General features: G+C 54.3%; 16 protein-coding genes. 11 read left to right on the top strand and 5 right to left on the bottom strand.

Features of this window, described 5'->3' with window-relative positions; genetic code table 11:
* Nucleotides 1-53: 53 nt before the first annotated feature.
* The 5 genes from H8709_RS07385 to H8709_RS07365 all read right to left on the bottom strand — a co-directional run bounded on the left by H8709_RS07385 (nt 54) and on the right by H8709_RS07365 (nt 2,509).
* Nucleotides 54-1,175, bottom strand: a complete 1,122-nt coding sequence (locus tag H8709_RS07385; RefSeq protein ID WP_262397742.1) for a YidC/Oxa1 family membrane protein insertase — start codon at nt 1,173-1,175, stop codon at nt 54-56.
* A gap of 68 nt (nt 1,176-1,243) precedes the next feature.
* Nucleotides 1,244-1,510, bottom strand: coding sequence for a membrane protein insertion efficiency factor YidD (yidD, locus tag H8709_RS07380; RefSeq protein ID WP_262397741.1), 267 nt, complete (start codon nt 1,508-1,510; stop codon nt 1,244-1,246).
* A 7-nt stretch (nt 1,511-1,517) separates the two neighbouring features.
* Nucleotides 1,518-2,042 (bottom strand): ribonuclease P protein component, encoded by a 525-nt coding sequence (gene rnpA / locus H8709_RS07375; RefSeq protein WP_262397740.1) that lies wholly within the window; start codon nt 2,040-2,042, stop codon nt 1,518-1,520.
* Between the two features lie 143 nt (nt 2,043-2,185).
* Entirely contained in the window at nt 2,186-2,320 is a 135-nt protein-coding gene (gene rpmH, locus H8709_RS07370) for a 50S ribosomal protein L34 (protein WP_262397739.1), read from the bottom strand.
* 42 nt (nt 2,321-2,362) lie between these two features.
* Nucleotides 2,363-2,509, bottom strand: coding sequence for a hypothetical protein (locus tag H8709_RS07365; protein ID WP_262397738.1), 147 nt, complete (start codon nt 2,507-2,509; stop codon nt 2,363-2,365).
* Between the two features lie 426 nt (nt 2,510-2,935).
* Here H8709_RS07365 and dnaA point away from each other — a divergent pair, with 426 nt between their 5' ends.
* The 11 genes from dnaA (at nt 2,936) to H8709_RS07310 (ending at nt 12,526) form a co-directional block, all read left to right on the top strand.
* Entirely contained in the window at nt 2,936-4,276 is a 1,341-nt protein-coding gene (dnaA, locus tag H8709_RS07360; RefSeq protein WP_262397737.1) for a chromosomal replication initiator protein DnaA, read from the top strand.
* A 499-nt stretch (nt 4,277-4,775) separates the two neighbouring features.
* Nucleotides 4,776-5,879 carry a DNA polymerase III subunit beta gene (gene dnaN, locus H8709_RS07355; RefSeq protein ID WP_262397736.1) on the top strand — a complete coding sequence of 368 codons (1,104 nt, stop codon included), beginning with the start codon at nt 4,776-4,778 and terminating at the stop codon, nt 5,877-5,879.
* 223 nt (nt 5,880-6,102) lie between these two features.
* Entirely contained in the window at nt 6,103-6,330 is a 228-nt protein-coding gene (locus tag H8709_RS07350) for an RNA-binding S4 domain-containing protein (protein WP_262397735.1), read from the top strand.
* On the top strand, nt 6,327-7,445 hold the full coding sequence (recF, locus tag H8709_RS07345) for a DNA replication/repair protein RecF (protein WP_262397734.1): 1,119 nt from the start codon (nt 6,327-6,329) through the stop codon (nt 7,443-7,445). The genes H8709_RS07350 and recF overlap by 4 nt, the downstream gene beginning before the upstream one ends.
* 6 nt (nt 7,446-7,451) lie before the next feature.
* A complete protein-coding gene (remB, locus tag H8709_RS07340; RefSeq protein ID WP_262397733.1) occupies nt 7,452-7,721 on the top strand; it encodes an extracellular matrix regulator RemB in 270 nt (89 codons plus the stop codon).
* 50 nt (nt 7,722-7,771) lie between these two features.
* On the top strand, nt 7,772-9,700 hold the full coding sequence (gene gyrB, locus H8709_RS07335) for a DNA topoisomerase (ATP-hydrolyzing) subunit B (protein ID WP_262397732.1): 1,929 nt from the start codon (nt 7,772-7,774) through the stop codon (nt 9,698-9,700).
* An 87-nt stretch (nt 9,701-9,787) separates the two neighbouring features.
* Nucleotides 9,788-10,012, top strand: coding sequence for a hypothetical protein (locus H8709_RS07330; RefSeq protein WP_262397731.1), 225 nt, complete (start codon nt 9,788-9,790; stop codon nt 10,010-10,012).
* A gap of 416 nt (nt 10,013-10,428) precedes the next feature.
* Nucleotides 10,429-11,031, top strand: coding sequence for a YcxB family protein (locus tag H8709_RS07325; RefSeq protein ID WP_262397730.1), 603 nt, complete (start codon nt 10,429-10,431; stop codon nt 11,029-11,031).
* 23 nt (nt 11,032-11,054) lie between these two features.
* Nucleotides 11,055-11,558 carry a YcxB family protein gene (locus H8709_RS07320; RefSeq protein WP_262397729.1) on the top strand — a complete coding sequence of 168 codons (504 nt, stop codon included), beginning with the start codon at nt 11,055-11,057 and terminating at the stop codon, nt 11,556-11,558.
* The gene (locus H8709_RS07315; protein WP_262397728.1) at nt 11,543-11,788 is read left to right on the top strand and encodes a hypothetical protein; all 246 of its coding nucleotides are present in this window, start codon (nt 11,543-11,545) and stop codon (nt 11,786-11,788) included. The genes H8709_RS07320 and H8709_RS07315 overlap by 16 nt, the downstream gene beginning before the upstream one ends.
* Nucleotides 11,789-11,791: 3 nt before the next feature.
* Entirely contained in the window at nt 11,792-12,526 is a 735-nt protein-coding gene (locus H8709_RS07310) for a hypothetical protein (RefSeq protein ID WP_262397727.1), read from the top strand.
* The last annotated feature ends 19 nt before the right edge of the window (nt 12,527-12,545 follow it).

Below are 12,545 nucleotides of genomic sequence, written 5' to 3'. Positions count from 1 at the left end.
TCTCCTCTTCCTCAGGGAGTCCCCCTGTTATTCTACCGACCCGTTTCCCACAATTATTTGAGGTCCTCGTCGGTCACTTCCACGTACTCTTCACCGTATTTTTCCGCGTCCCGCCTTCTGGCTTCCGCCAGCTTCCGGCGGTTGATTTCCTTTTGGGTGAGCTCTTCGTCACTGAGGAATTCTTCCACCTTCAAGGGTTTGGCGTTTTTATTCTTGTTCTTCTTGGCGTTCTCGTTTTGATATTTTGCCGCTTCTTCCGCCGCCCGCTTGCGCGCCTCTAGGCGCTCCAAACGCTTGCGTTCCTTTTCTTCCTCTTCCTTGGCTTTGGCCGCGGCGATCATTTCCCGTGGATTGTAAATCTTATTGAGGATCAGAGACTGGATCGTTTGCAGAATATTGGAAAGAATCCAGTACAAGCCGACGCCGGCCGGCACCTGGAATGCAATGATGACCGAGAAGATCGGCATGATGAACATCATGCCCTTGGTCATGCCGCTGCCCGCCTGTCCTTCGGTCATGGGGGCGTTGGCCCGCATCATGATAATGGAGGAAAGCAGGGCTGTCAGGCCGGAGAGGATGGGGATGAGGATGAGCACATTGAACGCCCAGGTGGGCTGGCTGCCCAGGTTGATACCCAGGAAATTGAGGCTCACCGAGGAGAGCTTGTCCGTAATCTCCGCGCCCACCGAGGCAAAAGCCTGGGGATTGGTATGGAAAATATTGAGGATACTGATCTGGGGGCTGTAAGAGCTGATCGCCTGGCCGGTTCCCTGCGCGATGGTGGTGAGACTGGTGATCACATCCCCCGAAAGGTGGAGGATATGGGTCAGAGGCCGGTATATGACGTCAATCAAGCCAAATAGGATGGGGAGCTGAATGAGCATGGGCAGGCAGCCCGCCGTGGGGCTGTAATGCTCCTTCTCATAGAGCGCCATGAGTTCTTCCTGATATTTTTGCTTGTTATTTCCGTATTTTTTTTGCAGTTCCGCTATTTTGGGCTGGAACAAAGCCATCTTGACCGTGGACTTTTGCTGTTTAATGGACAACGGCAACAGCAAGAGTTTGGTGAGCAGGGTAAAAATAATCAGGGCAACGCCGTAATTCTTTACTACCGCGTAACAGGCCCACAGGATATACCCCAAGGGCACGCCAAAAATCGAATAGAGAAAATTCATTCGTGTTGTTCCTCCAAACCAGGCTCATGCCGCGCGATTTCTGATGTTTTTGAGCCTGTATGTCTTTCCTATAAAGCGGCCTCCTCAGAGGCGCCATGGGGTTTTTTGACCGTGGTCTGCCGCCGGAAGGTGAATTTTTCCGGCACCGGGTCATACCCGCCCCTGCACAACGGCTGGCATCGCAGCAGCCGGTAAAATGCAAGGAGCCCGCCCCTCACTACGCCGAACCGTGAAATCGCTTCCACCGCGTAGGAAGAACAGGTCGGATAAAACCTGCAGCAGGCAGGTTTTAAGGGGGAAATAAATTTTTGGTAGAGGTGGATGAGTCCCACCATGCATTTTTTAAACATGCGTTTTTTTCACCGCGCCAATGGCCCCCAGTTGATCGCGCATCATCTTTTTGACTTGTCCCATGGGAACCCGGCAAGTTTTGCCCCGCGCAACAAAACAAATATCCCAAGACGGGCTTACCTCTTCTTCCAATAGACGGTACGCCTCTTTAATCACCCGCCTGGCCCGGTTGCGCTGGACGGCATTTCCAATTTTTTTACTGGTCGTGATGCCGATGCGGTTATAGCCCCGCCGGCTTTTCATGCAATAGGTGACGAGCACACTGCCCGCCTTGGACTTTCCCCGGCTGTAAAGACGCCGGAAATCCCTGTTTTCATTGAGCATTTGGGTATGCTGCATTCCTACTCCTCCCGCGCGCCTACCGGCGAGGATGCGCCTGCGGCGGGCAGGACGCGTCCTTGGCTTTGTCCAAATCACCGCTGCGGCGCCTTCCGGCGCGGGTTGACGCGCCCAAAGCTTTGTCAAATCACCGCCGCGGCGCCTTCCGGCGCGGGTTGACGCGCTTTTGGCTTTCATCGCACCATTGCCGCGACACTCGCGTTTAAGTTACCGTCGCTCCACAGCGCGGCACCCCCCAGCGGTAGCTGGCGCCCGCCGCGGCATCCTCCACCGGCAGGTGGTGGTAAAAAGAAAGACCACAATGGCTGTGGCCCTTATGATTAGTAGGAGAGCTGCTTTCTGCCTTTGGCTCTTCTGCGCGCGAGGACTTTGCGGCCGTTTTTGGTCGCCATTCTCTTGCGGAAGCCGTGCTCTTTTGCCCGATGAATTTTCTTCGGCTGATAAGTTCTTTTCATTCTCCGTACCCTCCTTTCGAGGCGAAACCTTGCAAGGTTACATTATAAAGGATGAAACCCGGTTATGTCAATATAAAACCGCAGAAAATCCGCATTTTCAGCCAGTTTTCCTGTCCCCTTCCCTCCCCTTTTTCTCAGATTTTCCAGCCCTCCCCCCTCTTCTGGTGGGATTTTCTTTTCTTTTCCCACTATATGGAGTGCTTCCCTCGGATTAACGACCGTTTTTCTTTTATATAAAAGTAAGTAGGTTATTTTAAATCCCGCATCCGCTCTTTTTTTGCGCCCGGTTTTTTTTATTAACCCTTGTAAAAAACAAAGCCCTTTTCAATCTTTCCTATTTTCTGCCTTTCCCGCGCTGGAAAAATTGCCTGCGCCTATTTTTTATCACTTCCTATATATAATAACACATTTTTCGCCGGTGGAAAAACTTGATCGTCAGCGCAAAATATGCTACAATAAAGACCGGATAAGTTTATCCGTTTTTTTGTTTTCAAGAAAGTTTTACAGCGACTTTTCCACTGTTTCAACAGGTTTTCCACAGACTATCGTCATTTTCTGTGGATTCTTTCTTTCTAGCCAGGAAGCCGCTGTTTTATTAGGGGGATTACTGCCAAAATGGAATCATTCAAAGAGGTATTCGGACTGGTCAGCGATTATTGTAAAAACGAAATCTCTTCCGTTGCCCACGATCTTTGGATTAGCTGTATTGAACCGGTGGGGTTCGACAACGGTGTGGCAAAGCTCTATGTACGAAGCGAGTTCCAAAAAAACATCATTGAACAAAAATATTCCGCCCTCTTAAACCGGGCGTTTGAGGAGGTCCTGGGCTTCCCCGTCACCATCCAGATCACCTGTGATGAGGACAAGGTGGACTCGGAGGCCGCCACCAAGGTGCTCTCCACCTACTCCCCGGAGGAAGTGGAGCGCAGCGCCCAGGGCGGGGACTATGAATACACCTTCTCCACCTTCATCGTCGGGCCCTCCAACAAGTTTGCCCACGCCGCCTCCCTGGCGGTAGCGGCCAACCCCTCGGGAGCCTACAACCCGCTGTTCATTTACGGCGGCTCGGGCCTGGGCAAGACCCACCTGCTTTATGCCATCTGCGCGGAAATCCGCAAGAATAAGCCGGGCACCAACATCATCTACGTCAAGGGCGAGGAATTTACCAACGAGCTGATCGAAGCCATTGGTAACAAGACCACCCAGGACTTCCACAACAAATACCGCCAGGCCGACGTCCTCTTGGTGGACGACATCCAGTTTATCGGCGGCAAGGAGAGCACCCAGGAGGAATTCTTCCACACCTTCGAGGCCCTCTACACCTCGGAAAAACAGATCGTCCTCACATCCGACCGCCCCCCCAAGGAGATCAAAACCTTGGAAGAGCGGCTGCGCACCCGCTTTGAGTGGGGCCTTTTGGCCGACGTACAGCCACCGGATTTTGAGACGAGAATCGCCATCATCCGGCGCAAGGCGCAGCTTTTAGAAATTGAAATTCCCGACGAGGTGGCGGAATACATCGCCAACCGTCTTAAGAACAACATCCGGCAGTTGGAAGGCGCCGTCAAGAAGCTTAAGGCCTATAAGCTCTTGGCCAACACGCCGCCCTCCATCTCCATCGCGCAAAACGCCATCCGGGACATCCTCAACGACAATCAGCCCGTTCCCGTGACTGTGGAACGCATCATCTCCGAAGTGGCCCGGACCTTCTCCGTCTCCGCGGCGGACATCCGCTCCAACAAGCGCAGCGCCCCCATCTCCAGCGCCCGCCAGGTGGCCATCCACATCGTCCGGGAGATCACCCAGATGTCCATGTCCTCCATCGGCGAGGAGTTCGGCGGACGGGACCACTCCACCATCGTCTACGCCATCCAGCAGGTGGAAAAGAACATGGAACAGAACTCCCGTTACAAGGAGACCATCGAGGACATCATCAAAAACATCCGCAACTCCTAGCGGCACCTACCGGTGCGGGACATCACGGTCCTGCGGTCGGCTTGACACGCTGTGGTGCGATGGAAAGCTAAACGCGAGCGTCGCGGCGGCAGTTTGTACAACATATTGGGCGCGATAACCTCCGGCTGCCGCCGGAGGCGGACGGGATTTCCACAGGGAAAAATTGCACCGTTTCCACCGCTATTTTTTCCAGCGTCTTCCCTTTCCACTTTTTAAACAGACTTTTCCCCATATTTTACACATTGCACCGCCTGTTTTTCACCGCGATGTGCAAAGTACAGGGAAAAATCAACCTCTCCACTTTTTGATCACAACCCCTTCCCCAAAAGAAAAAAGGAATTTTTGGCTTGTCCTCGGGCTTATTCTTCCTTTTCCACATTTTCACGGCCTCTACGACTATTACTATTTTATTATATTTACCTATCCTATCCTTTCTTTTGTTTTTGCGATTACGCCAAAGCAAAAAAAGCGAATACCATGAAAAAGGAGTGTCTGCGCCATGCAAATTACCTGTGATAAAAATGAACTCAACCAAGCGGTGAGTAATATCTCCCGGGCGGTCTGTTCCAAATCCTCCATCAGTGCTTTGGAAGGCATCCTCATTGAAGCAAAAACAGGAAGCGTCAAGTTTTCCGCTTACAATCTGGAAATGGGGATGACCACCACCATCGAGGCGGCGGTCAAGGAGCCGGGCTCCATTGTCTTGGGCGCCAAGATCTTCTTTTCCATGGTCAGCCGCCTGCCTGCCGACCAGGTGGAAATTAAAACCGATGAAAATTTGATGACCACCATTGTCAGCGGCGCCAGTGAGTTTTCCATTATGGGCATCACCCCGTCTGAATTTCCCGAGATGCCCAGTATTACCGACGGCAGCACCGTGCAGGTGCCCAAGTTTAAACTCAAGGGCATGATCGACCAGACCCTCTTTGCCGTGGCGCAGAATGATTCCAAGCCCGTCTATACCGGTTCCCTGTTCGAGACCCAAAACGGCGAACTGACCGTTGTCTCCGTGGACGGCTTCCGGCTTGCCATGCGCAAGGAAAAGATCGACTCCGACGAGGAGATGCATTTTATTGTTCCGGGCAAGACCTTGTCTGAAGTGAGCAAGCTCATCGACGACGGCGAAGAGGATGTGACCATCCGCTTTTCCAGAAAGCACATTATCTTTTCCATCGACAGCTATCATGTGATCTCCCGCCTTTTAGACGGGGACTTTCTCGACTATAAAGCCACCATCCCCCAGGGGGAAAAGACCACGGTCCTGGTGGAGACCAGAGCCTTCAGCGACGCCATCGAGCGGGTGAGCCTCCTCATCAGCGACCGGCTCAAGAGCCCCCTCTCCGTCAAATTTGAGGACAATCAAATCGACCTCAACTGTGTCACCGCTATCGGCAAGGCCTCCGACTCCCTCGCTTGTGAAATAGAGGGCGAGGACGTGACCATCGGATTTAATAACCGCTACCTGCTCGACGCTCTCAAAGCCACCGGCTGCGACAAGGTCAAGCTCCTCCTCTCCGGAAACCTCTCCCCCATGAAGGTGGTTTCTTTGGAGGACGACAGCTTCCTGTTCCTAGTCCTGCCTGTCCGGCTCAAAAACGCCTAGCACCTGCCGGTGCGCCGGCTGCCGCCGGAGGTTATCGCGCTCTTGGCTTCGTCCGCAACAACAGTGCGGGTGACGCGGCGATGTTGCGAATATAAACGCGAGCGCCGGCTCCCGCCGGAGGTTGTCGCGCTCTTGGCTTCAACCGCAACAACAGTGCGGGTGACGCGGCGATGTCACGAATATAAACTCGAGCGCGTCATGCTCGCCGCTAGGCGGGGAGGAGATGAGTGAAATAGAAAAACATACCATTCGTATTGAAACGCCCTTTATCCGTTTGGACCAGATGCTTAAATTCTGCGGCATGGCGGAAACCGGCGGCCACGCCAAGGAAATAGTGGAGGAAGGGGTTTGCCTGGTCAATGGGTCGATCTGTTTGCAGCGGGGTAAGAAGCTCTTCCCCGGCGACACCTTGCTGGTGGACGACATCCTCATCGAGGTCGACGGCCTGTGAGAATCGAGACGCTTTCTTTGCAGCATTTCCGCAATCTCGAAACTATGGAGATTGCCTTTGACCCTAAGGTCAATTTGATCTGTGGGGACAATGGCCAGGGAAAGACCAATCTGATCGAAGCCATCTGGCTCTTGACCGGGGCGCGGAGCTTCCGGGGGAACCGGGACGGGGACCTCGTCCGCTTTGGGGAGGAACGGGCCAAAATCGAGGCCAAGTTCTTTAGCCAAATGCGGGACCAGGAGATCAGCATCCAACTTGGACCAAAGCGGCAGAGCTCCCTCAACGGAGTGGCCGTTCAGTCGGGCGGGGAGCTCTCCGAGAATTTCGGCGCGGTGGTCTTCTCCCCCGTCCATCTGGAAATTGTCAAGGAAGGACCCCAACAGCGCCGCCGTTTTCTAGATACGGCCATTGGCCAAATCAAGGAGCGGTATCAAAAGTACCTGCAAAACTTAAACCGCATTCTCTTACAGCGCAATAACCTTCTGCGGGACGTCCCTTTTCACGGCGAACTGCGGGGACTCTTGGACGTCTATGACGAGCATCTGGCCCAAACGTCCGCCGTCATCACGGTGATGCGCCGCAGCTATATAGAAAAGCTTAAAATACAGGCGGAGGATATTTACCGGGAAATATCCGGTGGTCGGGAGGCGCTTTCCCTGCGGTATATCCCCAGCATCGACGGCCCCATTGAGGGGCTTTCGGGGGAGGAGCTCAAGGAAGTTTATCTCGCCGCCATACAAACGGCCAGGGAAAACGACATCGCCTATAAGACCACGTCCGTCGGTCCCCACCGGGACGACCTGGAAATCACCCTGGACGGCCTTTCCGCCCGCTCCTTCGGCAGTCAGGGCCAGCAGCGGTCCTGCGTCCTCGCCCTCAAGCTCAGCGAGGGGCGGATTCTCAAAGAGGTCTTGGACGACAATCCCGTTATATTGCTCGACGACGTGCTCAGCGAGCTGGATGCCAAGCGCCAGGCCTATCTTTTGCGGGAGATGACGGGCATGCAGGTGTTCATCACCTGCTGCGACCCCCATGTCCGGGAGCAGATGGAGGGCGGCGCCCTCTTCTTCATTGAGCGGGGGGCCCTCACCCGGGAACAAAAGGAAAAGGAGTAACAGCCCATGTATCTGCATTTGGGACAGGACACGGTGGTCAAGCTAAGCGATGTGGTGGCCATCTTTGATTTGGAAAACGCGTCCATTGCCAAGAGCACTAAGGGGTATCTGGCCCAGGCACAGAAAAAGGGCCGGGTGGTCAATGTGTCCACCGAGATGCCCAAGTCCTTTGTGGTGTGCGAGAATAAGGAACGGGGCATCACCGTCTATATCTCCCAAATTTCCTCAGCCACCTTAAAAAAGAGAACCAATTTCGTCAAAGAAATTTCCATATAGAGAAAGCCCTTGGGGCTTTGAATCCAACTGGAATACGGAGGTAATCATTCGTGAGCGAAAGAGAACAAACGCCTGCTTATGACGGCAGTCAGATACAGGTCCTGGAAGGGCTGGAAGCGGTCAGAAAACGGCCGGGCATGTATATCGGTTCCACCGGTCCCAAAGGGCTGCATCATCTGGTCTATGAGATCGTGGACAATTCCATCGATGAAGCGTTGGCAGGTTACTGCGACAAGATCAGCGTCGAGATTCTCCCCGGCAATATTGTCCGGGTGCGGGACGACGGACGCGGCATCCCCGTGGGCATCCAGCCCAAATTGGGCATCCCCGCGGCCACCGTCGTCTTTACCGTGCTCCACGCGGGAGGCAAGTTCGGCGGCAGCGGTTACAAGGTATCGGGCGGCCTCCACGGCGTGGGCGCCTCGGTGGTCAACGCTCTTTCCACCTGGCTGGAAGTGGAGATCTGCGATGGACAGCACCGCTATCAGCAGCGCTTTGAAAAGGGCGTCGCCGTGGGAGATCTGACCATTGTCGGGGACACCGACGCCACCGGCACCCAAGTCACCTTTGCCGCGGATCCGGAGATCTTTGAGGAGGTCGTCTACGACTACGAAACCCTCATGACCCGGATGCGGGAACAGGCCTTCCTCAACGCCGGCGTCTACATCGCTATGGAGGACAAACGCCCCGGCCAGGAGCGGGAGGACCATCTCCAATACGAAGGGGGCATCCGCTCCTTTGTGGAGCACATCCACAAGAAGCGGGGCTTAGACGTACTGCATGAGGAGATCATCTATCTCTCCGCTGTGGATGGGGACACCACCGCCGAGGTGGCGCTCCAATATAACGACAGCTATAACGAGCTGATTCTCTCCTTTGCCAACAACATTCCCACCACCGAGGGCGGCACCCATGAAATGGGCTTCAAAAACGCGCTGACCCGGGTCTTTAACGACTATGGCCGCCGCTACAACATCCTCAAGGATGGGGAGAAGCTGGCGGGCGACGACGTAAGAGAGGGCCTCACCGCCGTCATCAGCGTCAAACTCACCGACGCCCAGTTCGAGGGCCAGACCAAAGCAAAGCTGGGCAACACCGACATCCGCTCTTTGGTGGAAGGCATGGTGTATGAGAAGCTGGGGACTTTCTTTGAGGAAAACCCGGCGGTGGCCCGGTCTATTCTGGATAAATCTATCAACGCCTCTAAAGCCCGGGAGGCCGCAAGGCGGGCCAGGGAGCTCACTCGTCGGAAATCGGCGCTGGAAACCGCCGCCCTGCCCGGCAAGCTGGCCGACTGCTCTTCCAGGGACAATGTTTATACCGAAATTTACATCGTCGAGGGAGATTCCGCCGGAGGCTCGGCCAAGATGGGCCGGGACCGCCGCTTTCAGGCCATCCTTCCTTTGTGGGGCAAGATGCTCAACGTGGAGAAGGCCCGGCTCGACCGGGTCTACGGCAACGACAAGCTGATGCCGGTGGTCACAGCGCTCGGCTGCGGCATTGGGGACGACTTCGACATTGAAAAGCTCCGTTACGGCAAGGTCATCATCATGGCCGATGCCGATGTGGATGGCAGCCACATCCGCACCCTGCTGCTGACCTTCTTCTTCCGCTTCATGCGGCCCCTCGTCGAAAACGGCAATATTTATTTAGCCCAGCCTCCCCTCTTCAAGCTCTCCCGGGGCAAACAGGTGCGCTATGCCTTCTCCGATGAGGAGCGGGATGCCTACATCGCCCAGCTCGGCGGGCCCGAGGGGGCGAAAGTGGATGTCCAGCGGTACAAAGGTCTTGGCGAGATGAACCCGGAACAGCTGTGGGAGACCACCATGGACCCGGAATACCGCACCATGCTCCGGGTGAGCATGGAGGACGCCCAGCGGGCGGATGAAATTTTCACCATCCTCATGGGCGACAAGGTCCTGCCCCGCCGGGAGTTTATTGAGCAAAACGCCAAATATGTCAATAATCTGGATATTTAGTTCCTTTTTTCGCACAAAATGCCTAGATGTTCACACCTCAGAAAAAGAAAAATGTTATGATGGAAAAAAACACAGGAGGAAAGAAAAATGAAAAAGATCGTTGCACTGTTAATGGTTCTGGTCATGCTCTTTACCATGGCGAGTGTCAATGCCTTTGGCCTGGTGGCTATGGCGGAACCCGCGGAAACTGTGGAAGTGAAAGCGAACCCCGGCACCGGTGATAACAGTATTCTTCCCTGGGCCATCGGCGGCGGCGTCATCGCTGTCGGCGCGGCGGTAGCAGCCCTGGTGCTCGGCAAAAAGAAAAAATAGCCAGCTGCCGCTGGGGGACAACGCGCTGTTACGCGAAGGAAAACATGGATGCGGGTGACGCGACGATGTTGCGAAGAAGACCAAGGGCGCGATACCCCCACCGGTAGGTGGCGCGGGTGACGCGAAGGAACTATAAGTGCGGGTAACGCGGCAATGGTTTGTACAAAGACAAGGGCGCGACATGCTGACCGCAGGTCCACCGGCAGGTGGCGCGAGCGACGCGACGATGTTGCGATGAAAACGCAGTGCGCGACGTCCTCGCCGGCAGGCGCGCGGCCGGCTCTGCCGGGGGATACCGCGCTGTGACGCGAAGGAACTATAAGCGCGGGTAACGCGGCAATGGTTTGTACAAAGACAAGGGCGCGACATGCTGACCGCAGGTCCACCGGCAGGTGGCGGAAGGGAGAGAGATGCCAATGAGCGAAGAAAAAGCAGAGAAAGTGGAACAGGAGGTCCTGTTCACACTCAAGCATCACATTGATTTTGATTGCTATTTGGAATTTAACCACTTGATGGTGGAGGATATGGCCACAGTCAAGCAAAAAAAAACCACGATCATGGGTTTGATCGAGGTTATAGTCGGCGCGCTGTTTTTGTTCGGCAGCCTGTTTACGGGACAAAAGACCAGCTGGCTCTACCCCATTTTGGCGGTGATTCTCATTGTCATGGGCTCTTACGGCCTGCTTTTTTACCGGTTTATCTTCCCGGCACAGCTGAAAAAAGCGGCAAAAAAACAGTACGCGCAAAACGAGTATCTACAAAATGATGTGGAGCTCCAATTTTGTGACGACACGTTCCGCGAAATAGCGGCGGCAACGGACAATACCGTGGAGTGGAGCGAGGTCCAACGCATCAAATATACGGACCACTTGATTGCCATGATTTTGGAAAATCAGCGCTGTGTCATCATACCCAAAACCAGCATCCGCAATTTTGAGCCAGATTTTCTCAAGTATTTGGAGCGGCAGATTCAGCGATTTGAAATCACCGCGGTCCACAGAGAAAAAACCGCCGGCTAATTTCCGGTGCGGGAGGCAAAACCATGGAACCAATTGTCATCTCCTTTGCGCTGAGCGAAGAGGACATCAAACGAAGTCTCCGGGAAGTCTGGAAACGAAAGAAGCTGTGGAAGACGGCGATTTTTGCCGCGGTCTTTCTATTGCTGTGCGCGGACTTCTTCTGGGTGGGCAATTTCTTTGTGGGGGCCGTCTGCCTGGTGGCGGGCGTTGCGGTCGTTTGGGTGCCCCTTGCCGGTATCAACAAAGCCGCGGCCCAATCGGCGGCGGCGAATCTCCACTATGAGATCACCCTGCAAAAGCCGGAATGTACCATTGATGTCCGCTCCCCCTATGAGGAGGAGGCGCACCCCTATAACGTGGGCTACGAAAGCCTTTATGCCCTGTATGAGACGGATGACTTTTATATCCTTTGCATGACAAAGGAAAAAATCATCCCCTTGCCCAAAAGGGCGCTCAGTCAAGAAGAAAATGAGCGGACGGCAGCCCTCTTGGAAGCAGTCTTCAGCGATAAATGGAAGAAAAAATGATCGGTTGCGGGTGCCGGATGGAACGCGCCGGGTTTTTTGCGCGCTTTTTCGTCTCCCCTACTTTGGATACCATCGCGCACAAGCAACGAGGGGCAGCTCACGCCCCGCTGAAAAGCTGCAAGCATAAAGCGAAAGGACATAGCGCCGCGGCGGGTTTCCTAGCAGAGGAAGAAGCGCAAGGCAGCTATTTTCACAGAACCGGCGCCGCGTATGCGCCAGCAGGAGGATAAAGCATGGAAGAAAAAAAAGAGGTCGGCCAGGCGGAAGAAAAAAATTCCATTCAACTGGACGATCTTTCGGAGGAAGACAAGCAGCTTTTGGCTGAAATTGACGCCGAGGACATGAGCGAAGAGGACAAAGAGGCGGTCGCCATTCTGGGAGATAACGAATGGATTCATGCCGACTATGTTATCGATTACGACAGCGCCTTAGAAGGACTCAATTTAGCGGCAAAAATTAAATTGGGGGCACAGCGGGGCTTGCAGACCATCGGTCTAGGACTGGTCGCCTGCTGGTTTGTCTGGCCTGCCATCAAGGGATCCAAGGGCCAGGATACGGCCCTGCTCATCGTGGGCATTTTGGTCATCCTCTTGTGCGCTTACGGCATGTACGCCGTTTGGCATTTCCCCAAAAAGCACCGGCTGCAAAACGCCAAAAAATATGACGAGGAAAAGACCCCCTGCACCCTGGAAGTTTTCCGCGACCATTTGGTGGTCAGAGAGGGAGAGGAAACCACGGTGCTTGAATATGACAATAAAACACTGATGTGTTATAACTCGGATAACGTCCTGCTCATTACGTATAACCGGCTGGACATCATCATTATCCCCAAAGCCCAGCTGGGGGACCAGCTCGATCGCATCTGCGGCGTGCTCAAGGCTAAGTTGATGGCCCACTACCTGATCAAGGGAAAACAGGAAGAAAAGCCCTTTGACAAGGTCAAGAAGTGGTTTAACAAAGCAAAATAATTCCTTCCTTCTCATAGAA

The organism is Zongyangia hominis, assembly GCF_014385095.1.
GTDB lineage: Bacteria > Bacillota > Clostridia > Oscillospirales > Ruminococcaceae > Zongyangia > Zongyangia hominis.
This window is presented reverse-complemented; position numbering and strand designations above follow the sequence as displayed.